Annotated in this window: 24 protein-coding genes and 2 riboswitches; of the genes, 18 read left to right on the top strand and 6 right to left on the bottom strand. The window is 43.9% G+C overall.

Translation table 11 applies throughout. The features are described from left to right. Positions 1-88: 88 nt before the first annotated feature. Both rpsN and MKY84_RS02915 read left to right on the top strand, forming a co-directional pair. Positions 89-358, top strand: coding sequence for a 30S ribosomal protein S14 (rpsN, locus tag MKY84_RS02920; RefSeq protein WP_342527629.1), 270 nt, complete (start codon positions 89-91; stop codon positions 356-358). A 9-nt stretch (positions 359-367) separates the two neighbouring features. Beyond that, on the top strand, positions 368-700 hold the full coding sequence (locus MKY84_RS02915; RefSeq protein ID WP_342527628.1) for a hypothetical protein: 333 nt from the start codon (positions 368-370) through the stop codon (positions 698-700). Between the two features lie 39 nt (positions 701-739). On the opposite strand, the gene MKY84_RS02910 is transcribed toward MKY84_RS02915, so the two are convergent. Further along, complete coding sequence (locus MKY84_RS02910) at positions 740-1,786, bottom strand: bifunctional glycosyltransferase family 2/GtrA family protein (protein WP_342527627.1); 1,047 nt, start codon at positions 1,784-1,786, stop codon at positions 740-742. A 53-nt stretch (positions 1,787-1,839) separates the two neighbouring features. Then, on the bottom strand, positions 1,840-2,883 hold the full coding sequence (locus MKY84_RS02905; RefSeq protein WP_342527626.1) for a phosphotransferase: 1,044 nt from the start codon (positions 2,881-2,883) through the stop codon (positions 1,840-1,842). Between the two features lie 86 nt (positions 2,884-2,969). Beyond that, positions 2,970-3,075: riboswitch (TPP riboswitch) on the top strand. Between the two features lie 82 nt (positions 3,076-3,157). Here MKY84_RS02905 and MKY84_RS02900 point away from each other — a divergent pair. The 8 genes from MKY84_RS02900 (at position 3,158) to MKY84_RS02865 (ending at position 9,442) form a co-directional block, all read left to right on the top strand. Further along, on the top strand, positions 3,158-3,751 hold the full coding sequence (locus MKY84_RS02900; protein ID WP_342527625.1) for a YkoF family thiamine/hydroxymethylpyrimidine-binding protein: 594 nt from the start codon (positions 3,158-3,160) through the stop codon (positions 3,749-3,751). Next, entirely contained in the window at positions 3,741-4,319 is a 579-nt protein-coding gene (locus MKY84_RS02895; RefSeq protein ID WP_342527624.1) for an ECF transporter S component, read from the top strand. The genes MKY84_RS02900 and MKY84_RS02895 overlap by 11 nt, the downstream gene beginning before the upstream one ends. Next, positions 4,312-5,706, top strand: coding sequence for an ATP-binding cassette domain-containing protein (locus MKY84_RS02890; protein WP_342527623.1), 1,395 nt, complete (start codon positions 4,312-4,314; stop codon positions 5,704-5,706). Before MKY84_RS02895 ends, MKY84_RS02890 begins: the two co-directional genes overlap by 8 nt. Further along, positions 5,669-6,376 (top strand): energy-coupling factor transporter transmembrane component T, encoded by a 708-nt coding sequence (locus MKY84_RS02885; RefSeq protein WP_342527620.1) that lies wholly within the window; start codon positions 5,669-5,671, stop codon positions 6,374-6,376. Before MKY84_RS02890 ends, MKY84_RS02885 begins: the two co-directional genes overlap by 38 nt. Before the next feature lie 49 nt (positions 6,377-6,425). Next, on the top strand, positions 6,426-7,328 hold the full coding sequence (locus MKY84_RS02880) for a DMT family transporter (RefSeq protein WP_342527618.1): 903 nt from the start codon (positions 6,426-6,428) through the stop codon (positions 7,326-7,328). A 98-nt stretch (positions 7,329-7,426) separates the two neighbouring features. Continuing rightward, on the top strand, positions 7,427-7,894 hold the full coding sequence (locus MKY84_RS02875; RefSeq protein ID WP_342527617.1) for an RNA polymerase sigma factor: 468 nt from the start codon (positions 7,427-7,429) through the stop codon (positions 7,892-7,894). Between the two features lie 2 nt (positions 7,895-7,896). Then, positions 7,897-8,733, top strand: coding sequence for a hypothetical protein (locus tag MKY84_RS02870; protein ID WP_342527616.1), 837 nt, complete (start codon positions 7,897-7,899; stop codon positions 8,731-8,733). A 55-nt stretch (positions 8,734-8,788) separates the two neighbouring features. Next, positions 8,789-9,442: a hypothetical protein gene (locus MKY84_RS02865; RefSeq protein WP_342527615.1), complete on the top strand. Its 654-nt coding sequence runs from the start codon at positions 8,789-8,791 to the stop codon at positions 9,440-9,442. 39 nt (positions 9,443-9,481) lie between these two features. Here MKY84_RS02865 and MKY84_RS02860 read toward each other — a convergent pair whose 3' ends face one another. From MKY84_RS02860 to MKY84_RS02845, 4 genes are all read right to left on the bottom strand, one after another. Beyond that, positions 9,482-10,519 (bottom strand): ribonucleotide-diphosphate reductase subunit beta, encoded by a 1,038-nt coding sequence (locus MKY84_RS02860; protein WP_342527613.1) that lies wholly within the window; start codon positions 10,517-10,519, stop codon positions 9,482-9,484. Positions 10,520-10,532: 13 nt separating this feature from the next. Next, positions 10,533-12,749: a ribonucleoside-diphosphate reductase subunit alpha gene (locus MKY84_RS02855; protein ID WP_342527612.1), complete on the bottom strand. Its 2,217-nt coding sequence runs from the start codon at positions 12,747-12,749 to the stop codon at positions 10,533-10,535. A 127-nt stretch (positions 12,750-12,876) separates the two neighbouring features. Next, positions 12,877-13,061: riboswitch (cobalamin riboswitch) on the bottom strand. Between the two features lie 716 nt (positions 13,062-13,777). Beyond that, the gene (locus MKY84_RS02850; protein WP_342527611.1) at positions 13,778-14,605 is read right to left on the bottom strand and encodes an undecaprenyl-diphosphate phosphatase; all 828 of its coding nucleotides are present in this window, start codon (positions 14,603-14,605) and stop codon (positions 13,778-13,780) included. Between the two features lie 15 nt (positions 14,606-14,620). Next, positions 14,621-15,226, bottom strand: a complete 606-nt coding sequence (locus tag MKY84_RS02845) for a DedA family protein (RefSeq protein ID WP_342527609.1) — start codon at positions 15,224-15,226, stop codon at positions 14,621-14,623. Between the two features lie 222 nt (positions 15,227-15,448). On the opposite strand from MKY84_RS02845, the gene MKY84_RS02840 reads away from it, so the two are divergent. The 8 genes from MKY84_RS02840 to MKY84_RS02805 all read left to right on the top strand — a co-directional run bounded on the left by MKY84_RS02840 (position 15,449) and on the right by MKY84_RS02805 (position 22,129). Then, positions 15,449-15,790, top strand: coding sequence for an ABC transporter permease (locus tag MKY84_RS02840; protein ID WP_342527608.1), 342 nt, complete (start codon positions 15,449-15,451; stop codon positions 15,788-15,790). Positions 15,791-15,803: 13 nt separating this feature from the next. Then, positions 15,804-16,469, top strand: coding sequence for a PspA/IM30 family protein (locus tag MKY84_RS02835; protein WP_342527607.1), 666 nt, complete (start codon positions 15,804-15,806; stop codon positions 16,467-16,469). 49 nt (positions 16,470-16,518) lie between these two features. After that, positions 16,519-17,217, top strand: coding sequence for a cell wall-active antibiotics response protein LiaF (gene liaF, locus MKY84_RS02830; protein WP_342527606.1), 699 nt, complete (start codon positions 16,519-16,521; stop codon positions 17,215-17,217). Next, a complete protein-coding gene (locus tag MKY84_RS02825) occupies positions 17,214-18,233 on the top strand; it encodes a sensor histidine kinase (protein ID WP_342527604.1) in 1,020 nt (339 codons plus the stop codon). The genes liaF and MKY84_RS02825 overlap by 4 nt, the downstream gene beginning before the upstream one ends. Continuing rightward, a complete protein-coding gene (locus MKY84_RS02820) occupies positions 18,230-18,865 on the top strand; it encodes a response regulator transcription factor (protein WP_342527603.1) in 636 nt (211 codons plus the stop codon). The genes MKY84_RS02825 and MKY84_RS02820 overlap by 4 nt, the downstream gene beginning before the upstream one ends. Positions 18,866-18,932: 67 nt before the next feature. Further along, entirely contained in the window at positions 18,933-20,375 is a 1,443-nt protein-coding gene (locus tag MKY84_RS02815) for a hypothetical protein (protein WP_342527602.1), read from the top strand. 81 nt (positions 20,376-20,456) lie between these two features. Beyond that, positions 20,457-21,338 (top strand): ABC transporter ATP-binding protein, encoded by an 882-nt coding sequence (locus tag MKY84_RS02810; protein ID WP_342527601.1) that lies wholly within the window; start codon positions 20,457-20,459, stop codon positions 21,336-21,338. Further along, a complete protein-coding gene (locus MKY84_RS02805) occupies positions 21,335-22,129 on the top strand; it encodes an ABC transporter permease subunit (RefSeq protein WP_342527600.1) in 795 nt (264 codons plus the stop codon). Before MKY84_RS02810 ends, MKY84_RS02805 begins: the two co-directional genes overlap by 4 nt. The last annotated feature ends 23 nt before the right edge of the window (positions 22,130-22,152 follow it).

Below are 22,152 nucleotides of genomic sequence, written 5' to 3'. Positions count from 1 at the left end.
AACACAGGTTATAAAACGTAATCATTACGCTTTGTAAAATTGTTCATTTTATTTGATGACAAGCATACCCATTAGGAGGATACTAAAGATGGCCAAGAAATCAAAAGTCGCACGAGATAAAAAACAACGAGAGTTAGTGGAACGTTATGCTGAGAAGCGTAAAGAACTGAAATCAAAAGGTGACTATGCTGCACTTGCTAAATTGCCGAAAGATTCCTCACCCACTCGATTAAAAAACCGGTGTCAACTGACAGGAAGACCACGTGGCGTATTACGCAAGTTTAAGTTATCCCGAATCGCATTCCGTGAACTTGCTCATAAAGGACAAATTCCGGGTGTCAAAAAAGCTAGCTGGTAGGTGATCAAAATGAATGCAATCGCACTTCACTTTGCCGCGCAAAGTGAGATTCGTAAATTGCCCAAGAAACATCGAGAAATTTATGAGTATGTAGTTAGCTATGAAGAGTCTTTAGCAGATCGCGCAGCATCAGAAGAAGAATTCAAAGTGCTCCTTTTAAGTCGAGAACCTTACGAGGCTGCTGCTAAAACATTCAACTTGTCTGGTGCAAAAATTGTGGAGATCGTGAATAGCTGTGAACGACACATACAGAGTAAAGTACAGGAGCGCATGGCCAAAGTGAAATGGCACCGCCTTGCCCCTACTTCTCAAGCCTCCCACACTTTCTTGTTAACATTATAAAAGCGCGAGAGTTCCAGTACATCTGGGCTCTCACGCTTTTTATTTTTCTTTCCGGAATACCCATGCTCTTTGTACAACAAACCCGAGGATGAATAAAATGGTGTCGACCAACACTTTTAACACCACTTCTCCTCTTCCTAACCATTCTGTATAGAGGAGATGAACAGAGCCAGCAGAAGCTGCCATAATAAAGGCCGCTAACAGGTAGTAACGAATAAACGACTTGCTGGATCCTTGACCAAACACCTTATGTCGATTCACAAAGTAGTTAAACAGACTGGATAATATTCTTGCAGCTATTGTCGCAAAAATAATAAACATCTCCGGTGAATCTTCTTTCCACAAGTAAATAAACAACGAATAAAGTCCAATATCAAGTGCAAACGAGGCGCCGCCCGAAAGCCCATACAACAAAAAGATTTTATAAATGTGATAAGAATCACGCAAAGGATGGAAATGGGACGATTTGTTCTCATCGAGATAAACCGTTTCAATCTCAACTTCCTCAATTTCTATATCGTTTTGCTTTAAACACCCTAGCATGTGCATCTCGTATTCAAAGCGTTCACCTTTTATCGCTAATAAGAGCGGAAGATGTTTGACCGGAAGGCCACGTAAGCCTGTCTGCGTGTCGGTTAACACTGTACCAGTTGAAAGTCTGAATAAAAGACGCGTAAATCGGTTTCCAAATCGACTGCGAAATGGGACGTCCTTTTGCGAAAAGTCTCGCGATCCCAAGACGACAGCTTCTGGTTGCTGCTTCATGCGCTCAGCCACTTTCATCATGTCCGAAAGTAAGTGTTGCCCATCAGCATCAATCGTTATAACACCCTGTACAGGAATTTTTTCATTCAGTATGTAATGAAAAGCTGTTTTCAGTGCTCGTCCTTTACCCTGGTTCTTGGCATGATGGAGAACGGTTACTTCTTTAAAGCCTTTGAGCTCTGAGAAGAACGGTGCATATTCTTCTTCTCCCCCGTCATCTATAACAATGATTCGTGAAAACTGCGAAGCAATGAGTTCATCGATGACCGCTCGGCACTTGTCATCAGGTTTATAGGACGGAATGATTATCGCAAGTTCCATTGGCCACCTCTTTTCTTGTACTGCATTGCTTCTTTACCCTTTATTACCCAGGTTTAATACAGTTTAGAAAAATCAACTTCCGCTATCGGTTCGTTTCTACGTAAACGCTCTCCAAGCCATTCCACAAGAGGCCGCAACTCTGGCTCTTCATCAAAATCAACCTTTTTATGAAACACGGCATACAGCGTTAAATCGCGCAGAGTTAAATAAAGAGGAATCCGTTCAAGCCACTCTTTTTCAAGTGGACGAATTCGGGTATAGCCTCGGTAAAAGACTTCAAAAAATGCAGTGGCCTTTTCTGAACGAATCGACAATGGTTCATTTCTGTAGCTCATCCAAATCGTGTAATACAGCGGAATACTGACATCATGGATATAGTGAAAGTGCATCGTGTCATCAAAATCAAAGACGTGGAGCTCTGCCCCGTCTATGAAGAAATTGCCTTGATGAATATCCGAGTGAATGATTCCATAGACGTCTTTAGACGTATCGAAGTTGCGGATGGTCGAAACGATGTGGTGATTCAATTCGATGATCTCTTTGTCGAGTTCGGGATCAAGCCAGTTTTCGATTTCAATTAAATCATCTTCATACCAGTGAGGCCGCGACCCATTTTTCTTGTTGTAATCACTTGCCGCTTGATGAAAACGAGCTGTCAACTCTCCCCAAGCTTCAATATGTTTATCTGTAAACTCATTACGAAGTTCATAAGCTGAGGTACCAGGTGCTTTGTCAAATAAACAGACCAAGAAACTTCCTTGTTCCAGTGAAATTTCTTCCACCAAGTTACCTGCTGTGCTCAAATGATTAAGCGAGACATTCATGCCACGGTCATGTAGATCGTTTACCCATTCGAGTTCAGCAACCACCTGCTCCTTTGACCGGTGAGATGTATGTGTGAGGCGTAACATAAACGGTTTTCCGTCTTTTTCCACTTCATAGACGTAGTTTTCAAAGTCGCCTCTTTGAATCGCTTGTTTGGCATCTGCGCCAAACAGGGCAGCCGCTTCAGCAAGTCGTTCATCTGTAAACATTTCGTTGATCCATTGTTCCATTTGTAACGCCTCTCTTTCTTGTTTACTTACTTCTTGTCTCAACCATGAAATTCCTTCTTTTCCTCCTGACACTTGCGAAACAGGTTTTTGTTTGCTATGATGAGGGCGAAAAAGAACTACATACCGAATTTCTGCACTAGGGGTGCCCAAATTGGCTGAGATGAGAGCTTGAGCTCCGATCCCTTATGACTCGATCAGGATAATACCTGCGTGAGGAAGTGTAGTGACTCTTTCTTTAGTTTATGGGAAGCAGTGGCTACATCTTTCGCGGATGTAGCTTTTTTCTTTTTCCCATTATTCTAAAGGAGGCGTTCCCATGCACTGTGGAACAAGTAAAATCATCGGCTGTCGCTTCTCACTTCACCCGATGGATTCAGAATTTATTTCAATCATCAAAGGCGCTTTCTCTAAAGTTGACCTATCTACAGTCTGGCGCCATACAGACGATGTGTCGACAGTCATTCGAGGAGAAGGTCCTCATGTCTTTAATGCACTGACGGCCCTCACGGAGAAAGCCGCTTCTTATGGCAAGCATATCGCAATGAATGCAACATTTTCCGTAGGCTGCCCGGGAGATACGGCGGGTGATTCTTACATGGGAATTGAAGATCCAGTAAAAAATAAAATTCCGGAAGGTCCGTATGTTTCTAGCCAATTCTCTCTGTATCCACTCAATCAGAGCGACTACATGGAGACGATTTACCGTGAAATCGATCGCGCAAAAGAACGCGGGGTTTACAACGAATCGATGCATTATGCGACGGGCATACACGGTTCACTGAAAGATGTGTTTGCGTTTTACGAAGAAACGTTCACCGAAGCACAAATCGGTGATCACCCACATGTCGTGATGACCATCAATATGAGTATTCACAGTCCTTCTCACGGAGGTGCTGAAAATGCTCGCTAATTGGAAGTTAAAAGAAGTTGTTCTAATGTCTCTGCTTGCGGTAGTATTTGGTATCATTTACCTCGTCTTTGTACACATCGGCAATATCTGGGCTAGTTTGATCGGCCCAATCGCTTATGAATGGATATTTGGTGTTTGGTTCCTAGTCTCGATCGTAGCAATGGCCATCATCCGCAAGCCGGGAGCCGCAGTCATTCCAGAAGTAATGGCTGCTGCGGTTGAAGTGATGATCGGGAATGCATTTGGACCCCGTTTGATTCTAGTGGGTCTCGTACAAGGTTTAGGTGCGGAGGCGGCATTTGCTGCTACGCGGTACCGTCGCTTTGATTTGCCTGTGTTGATTTTAGCTGGAGTAGGCGCCTCTTTATTTAGTTTTGCATACGGATATCTAATTGGTGGGTTCGCTGCCCTGTCTCCATGGTACGTGTTATTGATGCTCGGTATCCGCATTCTAAGCGGTGCAATCATTGCCGGTTACGGAGGAAGTTTAATTGTAAACGGTTTGTACGCAACAGGTTCTCTCCGCGGGTATGCGATTGCACGTGAAAAGCGTGATGCGCGTGTCTAACTGGATTGAATTTGAAGATGTAACCTTTCGCTATCCAGAAGAGGACACTCCCGTTCTCTCTCACATGTCTCTTGCATTTTCAGAAGGAGAAAAATGGCTCATCAAAGGCCCCAGCGGATGTGGGAAGTCAACCCTATTCTTCTTGCTGAATGGTTTATACCCAGAAGGATGTGATGGAGAGGTGGATGGCAAACGGCTATTGTTCGGGAAGCCTTTTGACGACTACCGACCTGGTGAGATCAGTCAATCAATTGCTACCGTCTTCCAAGACCCTGACAGCCAGTTCTGTATGCCGACGGTCGAAGAAGAGCTTGCCTTCACTCTAGAAAATCAGTCTGTTCCTCGTCATGAGATGGATAGTCGAATCACGCGCATATTGGAGGAGACCGGGCTGTCACAGTTTCGCACCCGCATCATTCAAACTCTTTCAGGCGGCGAGAAACAGCGTGTTGCCACTGCTTGTGCACTATTGATGAAACCAAAAATCGTGTTGCTGGATGAACCCCTTGCGCATCTCGACCCCTTGACTGCACGAGAATATGTTGAGTGGTTTTCTGAACTCCAGGTTCGGAATGGGTGGACAGTACTTGTCATTGACCATCAAGACGGGATCTGGGGAACGTTTTTTGACCAGATACTTGTGTTAGAAGAAACCAATCCACCATCATTGAGTCCAAAGATTCCTCTTTCGAAGGCTTTCTCCTATCAAGGAGACTTTATAGCGGATGTTCGTGTACCTGGTATTGTCCATGAGGCGAAACTTAAACTTGTACCAGGAAGCATTACTGTACTCGCAGGACCTAATGGAGCCGGCAAATCGACTCTTCTGAAAGCACTGGCTGGACTGATTCCAAAAGCGGAGAAACAACAGAGCATAGAATCAATCGGTTATGTCCCTCAGTCTCCTGAGTTTTTGTTCATCACCCCTTCTGTTCGGCAGGAAGTTGCCTTTGGCGGTGGCCTTCGAACCGAAGAGTTCTTAACAAAACTACTTTTAAATCGTGTGGCGGATTCGAATCCATTCGCTGTCAGTCAAGGTCAAAAGCGCAGAACCGCTCTTGCTGCGATGTTGAATGATGGCAGGCCGGTGTTGCTCCTTGATGAACCGACGGCTGGTCAAGATGTGTATGCGTTGCATGAACTCGAAAACGCTCTTTTCCAAGTAGCAGCTGAAGGGACAGCACTTCTTGTCGTTACGCATGATATGAACTTTGCCGAGCGGATTGCGGACTCGATGTTACTTTTGAAAGACGGGGTACTGATTGGTCCCTGCCTTCCGGCGAGCGTCTTTTCAGATCCAGAACAACTGGCTACCTATCGTTTAGTCAAACCGACAGGAGGTGCTCGTGATGTCGACATGGCTTCACCGCTTGAATCCGTCCGTTAAAATGCTCGTGACGTTCATTTTCATCTTTGCACTCGCGTTTTATTTCGACCCTTGGACGCCGCTTCTCATGTTTATAGCCGTCTTAGTAGTTCAACTACTATTTTCGCGCACCAACTGGAAGCGTTGGGCACTCTTCATGCTACCGTTTTCACTTGGAGCTATCGGCTATTTCTGGACGACATATGTTTTTGGAACTTCTGATGACCGACTTGCAACAGCATTTTCGTTGAGCTTTCGAGTGTTTGCGTACTCGTCCCTGTCGTTATTGTTTGTTCTGACGACGTCCCCAATGCAGTTCATCATGAGTCTGATGCAACAATTGAAGCTGTCACCAAAACTTGCGTATAGTCTGCTTGTCGGTTATCAATTCCTGCCTGTACTAAAAGAAGAGTTCACCCAGATTCGCCAAGTACAACAATTACGTAATCCGCAAGTTCATACTTCAACTCTTGCGAAACTTCGAGCGCTCCCAAGTGTTGCGATCCCGTTACTTGCTGGGGCTGTGCGAAAAGCAGAGAAAACTGCCTTTGCGATGGAAGCACGTGGATTTACTGGCACTCGTGAACGAACTTACTTCCATGAGGTCAGATTTGTTCCATTTGATGTGTATTTTTCGTTACTGCTAGTCGTCATATTTGCGAGTTGTTTATTGCTAGGCGCAACTCTTTGATTATGCCTGACCGGACTGCTACAATTCGTACAGGAAAGGTCGGGTACATATGAATTTACAAAAGAAATGGGTCATGGTCGTCATCGCGATTTTTTGTGCCCTGTTGTGGGGAAGTGCGTTCCCTACTCTCAAGTTATCGTACAGCGAATTGGGGATACCAAGTACTGCCATCGCTGAACAAATGTGGCTTGCGGGACTTCGTTTTTTACTTGCAGGATTTGTAGTACTTGGAGGTCTATTCCTCTTTAGACGTAGTGCTCTCCAGTTAACCCGCCGGCAGTACGGGATATTGTTTATTTTTGGAGTTGTGCAGACAACCCTTCAGTATTTATTCTTTTACGTTGGTGTCTCCAACACTTCTGGTGTGCAGGCATCGATTATCATTTCTAGTAACACATTCTTTACGATCTTGCTTGCTCACTTTATTTACGCCAATGACCGGCTTGGTTGGCAGAAATGGCTTGGCTTAGTTGCAGGGTTTACAGGAATCTTCTTTGCCAACTGGGGTCAATCATTTGATGGCAGTTTTGAATTTCTCGGAGAAGGCTTTCTACTTCTTTCCGCATTCACGAGTGCAGTCGGGACGATTATGGCAAAAGAGATGGGCAAAGGCATACACCCATTCACACTTTCTGGTTGGCAGTTGACACTCGGAGCTATCCTATTGCTAGTTATGGCTTTCCCATTTGCTGATACAGCTTCACTGACATGGACACCCCTAGCAATAGGTTTACTAGTGTACATGGTTGCCTTGTCCGCTATTGCATTTGCGCTCTGGTTTGCTATTTTGCAATATCATAAAGCTAGCCATGTCGGCATTTACAAATTCTTTGTGCCTGTAAGTGGTGTTGGCTTATCTGTCCTGTTGTTGCCTCGCGAGACGTTTACGCTGCCAATCTTGATAGCATTGGTATTTGTAGCATTCGGTATTTATACAGTCAATCGTTCATGAAAACCACCCTTTGCGGTGGTTTTTTTATTATTTTCATTTCCAATCAACTTTTTCCAGTTTGCTAGGGTAGTATAGGTGTAACAACGAGGAGGGCTTCTATGGACCGGTCACAATTTCAACAACTCTATGAGGACTATGCCTCCGACCTTTTTCGGATGGCCTTAGCTGTTACGGGACGCCGTGAGCTAGCAAAAGATGCGTTGCAAGAAACGTTTTTGAGAGTCTATCGTTTCTCTGATCAATGGGATGCAGCGCGACCGATTCGTCCTTGGCTTTATCGCATTTTACTAAATGAATGCAATCGTCTATTAAAAAAAGAGGCCACACACCTTCCAGTTGAAGACCATCAACTCGAGCAATCCATCCCCTCTTCCGAATCGAAAATAGATATCTTAGATGCTGTCGCTCAATTGCCAGAAACGTACCGAGTACCTTTACTTCTAAAATATATGGAGAATTGGAAGGAACGCGAAATAGCTGAGGCTCTTTCAGTAAACTTAAATACGCTCAAGTCACGCCTTGCTAAAGCCAAAAAAATGATGAGAGAGGCATATGGGGAGGGATAACTATGGAGAAGTGGGAAAGCGACCTAAAGAAGTTTAAAAATGAACATGAAAATGATATAGAGGATGTATGGCAGTCGATACAGAAGACATTAGACCAAGAAAAACGAACGACAAGGAGGAAACAATTTATGAAACGCACATGGATTGCCGGTGTTGCCGCGGTAGCAATACTTGTAGCTGCTGTCTTCTTTTTATCCATGGACACACAAGCACCCGAACGCGCAACAGAGATTCCTAGTGAATCCATCAACAATGCAGGAAATGATGAATTATCAGAAGATGATCCAGGTTACTTTGCGCAAGAAATTCAGAAGTTAGAAAACACTTACCCTGAACAACAGCAAATTCCTTTAGAAATTGAAGGGATGACTGAACAGATACCTATGGTACGTGTAGTCCCTGGAAACTTGGCTTATCTTTTCTATGTGGATGAGGAACGATATGAAATCTCTTTCGATGAGCCTGCTCCCAATCAAATTAGTGTTTTAGTAAACGCCCGTGACCAACTTGGAGCCGCTTATCCTGAAGTAGGTTTGAAAATTGATACGGTTCCTGGAAAAACGCCAACTGAACTTGCATCAGAACAAGCAGCCATCCTCGAAGCTCGCTATCCGGGTATGACTATTGAGGCTGAGCCCGTCACAGAACCAATTGTCGGATATAAACTTCATGCACGTGCTGGAGACGAGGCCAATAGTGAAGTTACCACAGTCTATGTTCTCGATGAACAACATGATGACTCGACAATTGTCATCACTCAAACTGTATTTCTTGAAGCCCAAGAAGGCCATGGTGCACGATTCTATGCGATGTTGAAAACATTGGAAGTATTAAACTAGGTGTAAAAATCCAAATAACGGGAATAGGATCAGTAACTAAAGGAGGCTAGTTGCGATGCGAAAATCCATGGCCTATGTGCTTTTCTTAACAGCCTTGATGATTGGTTTAATCTTTTTTTTATCCTCTGACTTCTTTCCGGATAAAGAAGGCGAATTAGTCGATGAGCAAGAAATTGATGAGAGTAAACCAGCGACTGAGCAAGAAATTATTACGTCCCCAGAGATAACAGATCACCCCGAAACTATTGTTGCCGAAGTGGGAATTAACGGGCAGCAAGAGGAGATAGAGCTTACTCGGTATTCGGATGAAGGGAACACGTATGTGATTTACATGGATGAATCAAGCTTTGAATTTGAAGATGGCCTATCTCAAACAATTACTGCAAAAGACAGCTCGCTTGTCACACTAACCATTGAAAGTATTCCGGACCAATTACCAGAACAAGTCGCCCGTACCCGTGCCGAGCAATTTCGACAAGATTTTTCTATTAATGGGCCACAAGATGTGACAGATCCTATTGATGGACTCTATTTAAAAGGTTCTTCTGATGCGGAAGACCTCCATGTTTACATCACGTTAAACCCAATGGAAGACACGGTATTTATCGTAACAGCCCGCTACCCTTCAGCACAGGCTGAAGGTCTTGGAGCTCGTATCGATGCAATGATCAACACATTTGTTATAGAGGATACACGAGACGTTCAATAATAAACTAATCCCAACTCCATTTACGGAGTTGGGATTTTTTTAAAGGTCATCAAAGCCGTTGTCTACGACATTTACCTTTACATATTGACGTGATTTTTGTTCAAAGAAATCGGTTTTTCCTTGATCCACCTCTTCATACGCTTTAATCCAACGTATGGGATTTTGACACACTTCTGGGTAAGGCTTTTCGGCTCCTAATTGATTGCACCGCACATTCGCCATGAAACGAATGTATTCTTCCACATCGTCCACTTCTAAACCATCAATCTTTCTGCCAATGACTTCGTAGGCCCAGTCGATTTCTAGCTCAGCAGCTTGTTTAAATGTAGTGGTGACTTTAGCTCTTTGTTCAGGTGTATCGAGATGCGGATGTTCTTCCAATAAGGTTTGATAGATTTTCACGAACAAATCGACATGAAGTTGTTCATCACGGTTAATGTAATTGATCATCGTGCTGGTGGCAACCATTTTTTGATGACGCGCTAAATGATAGAAATAGGCAAATCCCGAATAAAAGAATAGCCCTTCTAAAATCACGTCGTAAATCACAGCATCCAGCAGCCCTTCCACTGTCGGATTTTCTGCAAAGGATTGATAGCCTTCCACAACAAAGCGATTCCGCTCCTTCAGGCTTTCTTCCGTCCTCCAATAATCAAATACCCGCTTTTGCTCGGACTCACTGACAAGACTTGAGAGGACGTAGGAATACGAATGATTATGGATAACCTCTTGTTGTGCCAAGATGATCATCAATGCCGACAAACTGGAGTCTGTCAGATAATCCGCTACTTTCCCCGCAAAGTCCGTCTGCACGCTGTCTAGTAAAGCAAGCAATCCAATAATTTTCAAAAATGATTCCCGCTCATCTGCAGAGAGCTCGGGAAATTGTCGGATGTCCTGGCTCATATTGATTTCGAAAGGCGTCCAGAAATTTCCTAGCATCTTTTTATACTTGGGATAGGCCCAGCGAAAACGAACGTCATCCCAGTTAAGAATATTAGAGGATTCTCCATTTACGATTCCCGTTGAACGATTCGGAGCTTGTTCGTCTAGAAGTGCACGGTGCTTTAGTTCCATCTCTTTCTCCTCCTTAACTTGAGCATGAATCGCAATCAATCAACTCAATTGATGTAGAGCGCACGTAATAGGTCGATTTCATCTTCTGCTTCCAGGCTTCCAGATGCAATTCCAGTAGCTCTTTCGCTTGAATCGTATTTTGCACATAAAAGTTTAGAGATATACTTTGGTCAATATGTTTTTGACGAGCTGCATTTTGGCGAATGGTCCATTGCTGATCAATATAATAGGCTGATTTGTAGTACCACGTCGTGTTTTCATTCAATTCCGGCGCAATTACTGGAATCTTGTAGTCCTTCTTCTCCTCTGAATAACTCTTTTGGAAGATAGGATCAATACTAGCTGTAGTCCCCGCAATGATAGCTGTAGATGAATTGGGTGCCACTGCCATGAGGTAGCCATTGCGCATCCCGGTTTCGTTGACTTGCGTCTTCAATTGCTTCCAGCGTGCTGACGTGTACCCGCGATTTGTGAAGTAAGCACCCGTCTGCCAGTCAGAACCCGTAAATAATGGATAACTCCCTCGTTCCCTTGCCAAATCTGCAGATGCTTGAATCGTCAGGAACGCAATATCTTCGTAAAGTTCATCTGCAAACTCTACCGCTTCTTTGGATTCCCAGCGTATTCCTTTCTTCGCAAGCAGATGATGCCACCCGAATGTGCCAAGTCCTATCCCTCTATAGCGAAGATTTGTGCGTTTTGCCTGTGGAATCGGAAGGTCGTTTAATTCGATAACGTTATCAAGCATGCGTACTTGTATAGGTATCAACTTCTCAAGAATATCGTCTTCGACTGCCCGGGCTAAGTGAATGGAAGACAGATTGCATACAACAAAATCTCCTGGTCGACGCTTTGTAATGATCATGTCATCTTCGATAGCAGTAGATTCAAACGTAGTGGCCGACATGTTCTGCATAATTTCCGTGCAAAGGTTGCTCGAGTAAATCATTCCGGTGTGTGCGTTAGGGTTCTGGCGATTGACTTCATCGCGGTAAAAATGGAAGGGTACCCCCGTCTCCAGCTGACTTTTCATAATGCGCTTCATGATATCTATAGCTGGAACACTGTCTCGACTTAGATTTGGATTGTCGACACATGCCTGGTATCTTGTGCGGAAAGTCCCCCGTCCTGGATGCTCGTCATAACAGTCTTCAAGCGCAAACCCCATTACCGTGCGAACTTCATGAGGGTCGAATAAGAACCAGTCTTCACGCGTTTGTACTTTTTCCATGAATAGATCTGGTAGACAAATGCCCGTGAATATATCATGTGCACGTAGCCTTTCATCGCCATTGTTCAAACGGAGGTCAAGAAATGCGAGTATGTCTTTGTGCCAAGCATCGAGATAGACTGCTATTGCTCCTTGACGCTGACCAAGCTGGTCCACACTGACTGCTGTGTTGTTTAGTTGTTTGATCCACGGCACAACACCGCTTGAAGCATTTTTAAATCCACGAATACTGGATCCACGGCTGCGGACTTTACCCATGTAAACACCTATACCACCCCCGTATTTGGAAAGCGTCGCAACGTCCGTGTTACTGTCATAGATTCCTTGGAGACTGTCATCTACTGTATCGATGAAACAACTCGAGAGTTGCCCATTTGGTTTTCCAGCGTTCGCAAGAGTTGGAGTAGCCACTGTCATGTAAAGATTGCTAAGTGCCCAATAGGCGTCTTTGACCTTTTTCAGACGGTCATGGGTTTCTTTTCGATGAAGGGTCATAGCAATCATCAACCATCGTTCTTGGGGCAGTTCTACGATTTCTCGGTTGAAGTCTCGTGTCACATACCGATCGACGAGCGTCTTAAGACCAATGTATGTGAATAGGCGGTTACGTGAGCGATCTAGCCAATTGCTCATTTCGCTGAGTTCTTGTTGGCTATAGCTTGTAATCACGTGTGCTTGGTAAAGTCCTTTTGCGGCGAGGCGGTTGGCTTCTTTGCCAAACACTTTATGAACATCTTCAACGGCAACAGAGCGTTTTTCAGCGATCTGTTGATAGAGCTGCTCTTCATAGAGTGTAGCCGCAACAAACGTATAATAGGGATGTTGCTCATCAAGTAAATTAAGAGCTTCTAAACTCATCGCATGTTGCCAGGCGTCCTCCGCGCCTTCTGGGTGACGAATCTTCCAGCGTTTTGAGAGGCGCCAGAATTCGTCTAGTTGTTCAGCAGTAAACTGCTGTTTCAATCGTTCTTCACTACGAAAGAGTGTATGCGTCGACATCAGAATTCCTCCTTTGGACACAAAAAAGCGACGGCTCACCTTTTCAGGGAACCGCCGCTTGAAACGACGAAAAAACGCGCATGCCGATGAGGCCTCTCGCGTTCCCTTCTCAATCCCCGAAGAAGGTGAAGCTCGTGCGAGAACAGGCAGGTCTACTGGCTTGTGCATCTTCCTCCTGCCTTGCCTTCCCACGTTCTCACGCAGTGGCTTGTGTTGGCAGTCGTCCGCACTTACAGTTGCGGGGACAGCTCCAGTTCTTCACTGGATTCCCTATTAAACCATAGATATGGTACCTGTTGCTCGCTGAATCACTAAATGTTGTGTACTTGTTTTATATTTAACCACAGATCTTATCAGAAAGGAAGTCTTGACTTTTGGGTAATGATGCGAGTGTTGTGTGGTCGCGCTTTTCGGGTTGGTTCGGTGATTGTGTCGGGCGATTCGGTGGTTATTTCGGGAGTTTCGACCTCTAATTAGTTGCGTTCAACCTATGATGATTTTATAGAAACTAATTCAGTCTGTAAGATCTTTTATTACTAAAGGGCTTGCTAGCAAGGGCTTGGGTATTCATTTAACGCCCGAGTGGTGCCATTCAGCGACCGTGATTGCTCATTTAACGACCGCACGATGTGCTTTAACGACCGACAAATTTCACTTAACGCCCCAACTGATTTTATGGAAACTAATTTGCTCGACCAGTTCCCACCATACCACGTTCAATTATAGATAGGAATACTCACAAAAGTTTTTAATCCTTTTTTAGTAAGTTCTTGAGTATCAAAAGCCCTTGCTGGCAAGATCTTAGCTACTCAAGCCCTTCCTAGTAAAACACTTTAGTTCAGTGATTATTACATTAGGCAGGCCAATTCTGACGTTAACCGAGTTCATTCCAGCGTTAAATTGCTCCATTATGACGTTAGCGGTTGCCACTATTACATTCCTCATATTATGGAAACTGATTGAGCCCCCGCATCTCCCCATCACCACATAAAAACCCGCTTCCCAAAAGGAAGCGGGCCAACCAGCTCTTATAAAAATACGATGAACGCAAGAACCGTTGCGAGCACCATGCGGTAAATCGCGAATGGCGTTAGCTTTACACGGGCAATCAATTTCAAGAAGAACTTGATTGAAATCAGCGCAAAGATGAATGCACTCACAAAGCCGACTGCATAGAAGCCCATGTGGCTCATATTGATTTCTTCCATATTTGAAATAAGCGACACGGCGCTGGCACCAAACATGATCGGCACCGCCATGATAAATGTGAAATCAGCTGCTGTCTTATGATCAAGACCTAGTAATACCCCACCTGAAATCGTCGCACCTGAACGAGAAAACCCTGGCCATAGTGATAAACACTGAATCAAGCCGACTTTTAATGCTTTCCCGTACGTCATATCATCTAGAGTTGTAATACTCGGATTTTTTGGCCCGAACTTGTCTGCGACAATCATGAAGATCGCTCCCACAAACAAGCTGACGATCACCCATTCAATTGTAAACAAATACGAATCTATAATATCCTCAAACACTAAACCCAATACACCAGCTGGTAAAATTCCCACAAGTACGTGTGCGATGTTGAAGCGACGCCCTGGCGCGGTACCTTCCATTTTATGAAGACCCACCAAACTCAACAGACGCTTCCAAAAAATAAACACGACTGCTAAAATTGAGCCGAGCTGAATGACTACCTTAAACGTATTCGCAGAACTCTGCCCTAAAAACTCCTTCGTTTGAAGCCACAAATCATCCACGATGATCATATGCCCTGTAGAAGATACCGGCGCAAACTCCGTCATTCCTTCCACAAAACCGAGTAACAATGCTTTTAATAACTCAATAATTTCCATGAGATCTCCTTATGCCTACTTCTTTTTCTTATTTATAAACCACACGAGCCAACCGATTCCCACTACAACGAGTACCACATAGATGATATTCGAATAAATATCAAAGTAACCGACAAGTGAATGCCAATTTTCTCCTAACACAGCTCCTGCAGAAACTAAAATTGTATTCCAGATTACAGTTCCAAGCGTCGTTAAAAGTAAAAACACACTAAACCGCATATTCGACATCCCTGCTGGAATCGAAATCAAACTGCGCACAAGTGGAACCAATCGACCGAAAAACACAGCCCAAGGACCAATCCGGTCAAACCACGCGTCTGCACGATGGATATCTTGTTTTGTCACACGCAACCAACGACCATGCTTTTCAACAATCTTCTCTAATCGCTCCAAATCCAACTGCAGTCCAATGAAGTACAAAATCACAGCACCTGCTACAGAACCTAGAGTTGCCACTGCAATCACACCGACAATCGTCATCGATGTCGTCGTTGTCATGAATCCACCGAGTGTCAAAATGATCTCGGAAGGAATCGGAGGAAATACATTTTCAATCATAATTAATAGAAAAACGCCCCAGTAACCAAACTCACTGAGCCAATCAGTTATCCATTGTTCCATAATAAGCCGCCTTTACAACTAATTTTCATCATTCGACTATCTTCCCGAATTGACTTTATATGAAACGTTTCCTATAAATAAAGGTTCCACGAAATAGTATAGCAGATAGCAAGGCGTACTGCCTCTACATCTTAAGACCGATAGGAAAATCGGCTTAGCGCCCGTTTGGGAGAACTTTAAACCCCTCTATACTTAGACTATACAAACAAGGAGGGAAACATGATGAAAAAATTTCTATACATCGTACTCGGCATTATCGGCGCTATCGTCGTCTTAGCCAACTTAGGCTCACTCATCGGGCTTGCCTTTTCCGCACTACTTGTTATCGGAGGACTGCATTACTTCCTTCAAAGTGGTTCCACGCTTGGCAAGCTCTTTTGGGCAACTGTTGGAATCGTTGGCTTATTAACTGCCATCTCCAACATTCCTGCTTTTATCGGAATCGCTGCACTCGCTTTAGTTTGGTACGCCATTCGGAAGTGCAGCGACTCCCCTGTAGCTCGTACGTCTACTGATCCATTTGAAAATTTTGAACGTGAATGGAAATCCATTACCCGAAACTAAGGAGGAATTACACATGACTAACATTTTTCAACGACTCGCTGAAACATTCGAACACGATTTACGCCAACTCCTCGACCGACCAAAAACAGAAGGAGGACGTCAACACCGTGACAATCCAATCTCCTCGCTAAATACGTTCATTCGAGAAGCTGAAAAGCGCACGGAACAAACCAAACGCTGGGTCGACCGTCAAGCGCAATTAAAAACAAAGTTAGAGGAAGAACACCTTCAAGCTAAGGGACTACTAACTAAGCGAAAAGAGCAATATGAACTTGCTCTTCTGACAAACGAGCAGGACTTAATCAACTTTGCCAAGATGGAAGTTGATACGTATGAAAATCGTATTCATGTCCTTTCTTCAAGCATTCAACGCGCAACGGATGAATTAATTGTTTTAGAGCGCAAACATGAAGAGATGAAGCATAAAGTAAAAGATATGAAAGTTCGTCAACTTCAACTGATGAGCACGGAAAATGTAGCAAAAGCTCATCGTGACATGGATCAAGTAATTGGCGAGAATCTCCATGCCCGTCCACTTGCTTCGCAACAAGAGATGGAGAAATTCTTTGAGGCTACACAACAGCCAGAGGAAGAAACGATTGCTACCTCTACTCTTGAGGAACGCCTAGAGCAACTATCAAAAAAGCAAGAGACAAATGAGCAATCACGTGTAGAATAGAAGACAGAGGGATCTCCCTCTGTTTTTTCCAACGAGAGGGGGAAATCACATGTCCAAAGAAAACCAAACCAACCGCTATTCATTACTACTAATCGGTTTTATCGCGCTACTTGCAGCTGAAACCTTACTATTTGAAAACGGCTCAATCGTTGTCGTGATTGTCGGATTTGTGCTGATTTATATGGGAATGCGCCGGGATAACCGCGTGATATTTTGGATCGGTCTTGTGCTACTTTTCCTTTCCGTGTTTTCAATGGTGACCACGCGTCTCGTCTTGTTTGGAATTGTTCTTTATATCCTTTATAAAGTTTGGAAAAAAGAGCCGCTTCCTTCTTGGGAACAGCTTTATCTCTCGGATGACGCGACCGAGTCAAGCGTTCTGCAACAGCGCATGTTTTCTACTCAGATTACCTCTACAGAGCCTTATGCCTGGAAAGACGTTCATATACAAAGTGTTTTTGGAGAATACGATTTAGATTTAACCAATACAATATTACCGAAAGAAACCTGCTTTATCTCTATTCGAAAAGTACTCGGCAAGACTACGGTTCTTGTCCCTTATGGTGTCAACGTAAGAGTTTACTACTCTACTATAGTGGGAGAAGCTTGTTTATTTGATGAACCTGTTAAGCGTTTGTGGAATCAAAGCTACATGACAGAAGATCGCATACAATCTGATACACAAACACCCGAACTCATTATCACAGTAGCCAGCTGGCTTGGTGACTTGGAGGTGCTGCGTAAATGAGACAGTTCACAATTCTGTTCCTCGGTTTTGCGCTGTTATGGCACCTTCTCTTTGTCAGCTTATTTGTCGTTCTCTGGGGAACGCCGACTCTAGACAGCTGGAGTTCACTCTATACCATTACTTTTGCCGATTTACCGTTAGCCTTTTGGATTAGTTTCTCTATTCTTATAGCTAGTTTTCTATTTTTCCTGATTGCCCGTCAAAGTACTCATCAACTAGACCGCTCTGTTCAAATAGGACTCGTATCTTTATACGAAGGTGACGGATTCCCCAAACGCCTAGAGTCGCAATTTAGTAGACGTCTAAACGAATCATTTGAACGAACAGCTCACCTTCTCGCTACTCAGCGGAAGACATTGACACGGATCTCTGAAGAAAAAGCAGATTCTCAAGCCAAGCTCATTCAAGAGCGAGTAGTCGAAGAACGGCAGCGGCTGGCACGTGAGCTTCATGACTCAGTGTCCCAGCAGCTATTCGGTGCATCTATGCTTGCTTCTAGCATGGTTGAGTTAGAAGCTTCTTCGCCTCGTAGTATGGAACAACTCGAGCGCGCCATCCATCAAGCTCAACTAGAGATGCGCGCCCTACTTCTTCACTTACGACCAGCGGGCCTTCACGACCGCACACTTGCTGAAGGACTTGAAGAACTTCTTGAAGAGCTACAGCAAAAAGTGCAGCTTAAATTAAAGTGGCACCTAGATGCTGTCAAACTGACTAAAGCTTCCGAAGATCATTTGTTTCGAATTGCTCAAGAGACCTTATCTAACACACTTCGGCATGCACAAGCAACAGAGATGGAGGTCCGTTTGATGGAGCAACCGCAACTCGTCATTTTCCGCGTACAAGACAACGGGATCGGATTTGACTCTACTCAATTAAAACCTGGTGCGTACGGTCTCGGAAATGTGTATGAACGTGCGGTAGAAATGGGAGCAACCGCAAAGATCGTTTCCGTCCCAAACCAAGGAACCTTCGTGGAGATTCAAGTACCCAAACGTCAGGAGGAAGTCCAATGATTCGTATCGTACTCGCAGATGATCATGAAATGGTTCGTATCGGCGTTGCAGCCTATCTACAAGCACAGCCAGATATGGATGTAGTGGCTCAAGCTTCTAATGGGCAAGAAGCCATTGCGCTTGCACTGGAACATAAACCCGACGTCATTTTGATGGACATGGTTATGCCGATTAAAACTGGTGCAGAAGCTACTGCGGAAATAGTTCAACAGTGGCCCCAAGCTCAAATCATGATGGTCACAAGCTTTATTGATGATGACAAAGTGTATGCTGCTCTTGAAGCAGGTGCCGTAAGTTATTTACTGAAGACCTCGAAAGCTTCCCACATCGCAGAAGCCATTCGGAAAACTTATAGTGGACAAGCGGTTTTAGAACCCGAAGTCACTACTAAGATGATGGCCCGAATGCGTTCACCTCAACACGTTCCTCATGACTCTTTGACGGAACGTGAGATGGAAATTTTATTGCTAATGGCCAAAGGGTTGAGTAACCAAGAAATTGCCGATCAAGCGTTTATTACTTTAAAGACCGCAAAGACCCATGTCAGTAACATCCTCTCAAAGCTGGATGTGCAAGATCGCACGCAAGCGGTCATTTATGCCTATGAACATCAGCTCATTTCTCGTGGCTAGACGTTTACTTATGACAGAAGCGTGGAAAACTAAAGGATACTTGAACGTTCGGTGAGGAGGACTACTGATGAAACCTGTGGAGATCACCCCGCTAACTATAGAGCGTGGGTATGTGAATTTTTTGTTCCCGTTTGCGTTTCATGAGAAAAAGCGACAACAGTTGATTGAAGAACTTGGCAGAGAAGGCTATACGTTCTTTTGCTTAAACAAGTCCGAACTTGAAGATAAGTTTTATGGACCGGATGTGGCAGTCAGACATGCCGAGCTCGAACAGTTCTTCTTTCCTTTCGTAGAGGATAAGCTCTTTCCGTCGGAGCCGCACGACAATACATTCAACCGGTTCTCGAGAAGCTTTGAAGAATCTGGCGAACTTTTAGTGGATGGCGCTTGCACACCTTATGCAATACATAGTTTAGATATCACCTTATGCCCATTTGGAATTGGTTTAATGACCATTCGTTTAGAAGTAGACGAAGAACTCCCTCTTCATCACATGCTGAACTTCATTCATCATTTTCGTGTTGTAGAGGCTAAACTTGAAGAAGAAAAAGGGGCCATCATCCGTGCATCAAATCGCACGTTCACTTCTACAAACGAGTATATATTTGAACATATGATACCTTGTCTACATCCGTTCATTTTACGGGAACATCGTCTTCCTGGTTACTTTGGTACATTGCCATACTTTGAAGATGAGCGCATGTACAGTTCTGCTTTTCTCTTTGCAGCACCTGGCCAAGAATTGACGTCTGACCAACTCTACCGCCTCGGCCAATTAGACGGAATCAACTCAAAAGGTGAGCCTTTTATTTCGAGCACATCTCCTGATTATGTGGATCGTTATTTAAAACGCCATGCACAAGACCGGTCTGCACCCTTCACTTATACCGTCACTTCTGAATTTACGTACTCCACTCTAACTGTCTGCAATCAAGAGGACATGGTCGATGAGTTGCGTCAGTTTATGAGTACGCATTATTACAATCTATTACTACACTACTTTTATCGTATTATGTTGCTCCGCCTTTCCTTTGAGCACAGCAATGTGAGTTGGAAAAAAGACGAATCCTATGTAGAAGAATTGATTGAGATGATTTCTAAGTTTTCAGCGCGTTATTATTTTGGAGAAGTCTCTGTTCGTACAACTGGAAAAGAACACGCTAAGACATTTGTTGATGTCTTTAATCTAGATTTAACATTCCGAGAAGTACGTGACACATTAAATGAACTGTATCGCACACAAGAGAATCAAGCCGACAAACGACAAAACTACTTGCTCTTCATGCTGACGACCTTCACAGTGGTCTCGGGAATATACGGGATGAACTTGGTCATTGAAGACTGGAAAGGGTTCACGGACTGGAGTAAAGTTCCGGGTTATTCATTCTTTGAATGGATTTCATTGATAGTAGCTCTAACAGGAATCGGCTTGTCATTCCTATTGATTGTAATCACTCTAGGTGCCACAATCAAAAAGCGTTACCGCCGCTACAAACGAAGCCAATTTTAAGTTCTCTAGACTTTCTAGAGGACTTTTTTTCGTTCTGTCGAATAGTTACTAATAAGATTCACTTAGAAAGCAGGGATTGAAATGATCGAACTTCACGGTCTTACCAAAAAATTTGCACAAGACAAAGGTTTGTTCGATGTATCGTTTACTGTTGAACCTGGAACCGTGTTTGGCTTTATCGGGCCAAACGGTGCCGGAAAATCGACGGCTATCCGCCATCTCATGGGTCTTTTGCAGCCAGATTCCGGAAACGCAACCATTGGTGGCTACAACTGTTGGTCTTCTTCACCAGAAGTAAAAAAACTTGTTGGCTATCTCCCAGGTGAAATCAGTTTTCCTTCTGACTTGACGGGTGACGACATCTTAACACTTACACGTCGGATGGATACCACTTCTTCTGAACGAGAAAAAGAACTTTTGACCCTTTTTCCACTCGATACAAAAGTGAAGGTCCGCAAGATGTCGAAAGGTATGAAACAAAAGCTAGCCATCATCCGTTGCTTTATGAAAGATGCGCCAGTTTACTTATTAGATGAACCAACAAGTGGCCTAGATCCCCTCATGCAGGAGCGGTTTTTAGAACTTGTCCTGCGCGAGAAAGAAGCTGGAAAAGCCATTTTGATGAGTTCACACCACTTTCCGGAGATGGAAAAGACATGTGACTATGCAGCATTGATTCGCAATGGTCGTATCGTAGTAGCGGACTCCATAGATTCGCTGATTGCATCAAGTCAAAAAATGTACCATGTTGAGTTTGTAACCGCTCAAGCTGCACACCAGTTTTCTGAAATCATGCATGGAAAACTCATGGGGACTCGCGTAGATGTATCAGTTTCAACAACAGACGAATTGAACACATTCCTGCAAACACTCGCCGCCTTCAGAGTAACCTCGTTCCGCTCAGCACCCGCGGATCTTGAGACGGTATTCATTCATTACTATGCAGAGGAGGAATCTGTATGATTCGTGCTCTTGTGAAAGACAATCTTGGTTGGATTCTCGGCTATAGTATTGGGACAAGCCTCTACATTTTTATGATTGCGGCAATTTATCCTTCTATCGCGGAAACTGGCTTGATTGATGCCAAGCTCGATTCATTACCGAAAGAATTGCTCGACATTTTTCAGTATGATCCTGCCACGATGATGGACAGTGTTCTTAATATCCTTTCCGGTAACTATTATGGCTTGATCTTTCAAGTTGTCGCTCTTCTCTTTGCCTTAACGATGACTTCTCGCCTTCTCGCCCTTCCGATTGATTCAGGTGAACTCATGCTTTACTTGAGTGCCCCTATCTCTCGCCGTACTTATGTGATGGCAGCAGGAAGCATTTTAGTGGGGGCATCGTTCCTATTGATAGGGTTGAACGGAGCTTTCTTACTCCTTGCAGATATTCTTTGGAGTTTAGATCTGAATTACTCATTGGTGAGTGCCCTTCTCATAAATAGTTTTTCTTTACTTGTAGCTCTTGGGGCTATCGCTCTCTTCTTTGCTACATTGTTTAATGAAAGTGGAAAATCATATATGCTCGGAGCTGCCGTTTTCGGACTTATGGTCGTCGGAGTAATTGTAAGTGGATTGAGCAGTAATTTGGAATGGATGAAGGCGATCTCGTTATTTACATTGTTTGATGCGAATGGGATTCTAAAAGACCAGTCCAACTGGGTTTGGCACAGTTCACTTCTTTTAGGAATTGCAGTTGTATTTTTCATTCTATCTTTGTTTATTTTTAAACGTCGCAATCTCACGCTTTAATATTTTGAGTAGCGAAATAATAG

The sequence above is a fragment of the Chryseomicrobium sp. FSL W7-1435 genome (assembly GCF_038595005.1).
In the GTDB taxonomy this organism is placed as follows: domain Bacteria; phylum Bacillota; class Bacilli; order Bacillales_A; family Planococcaceae; genus Chryseomicrobium.
Note: the sequence above shows the minus strand (reverse complement) of the source record. Positions and strands in the feature narration are given on the sequence as shown.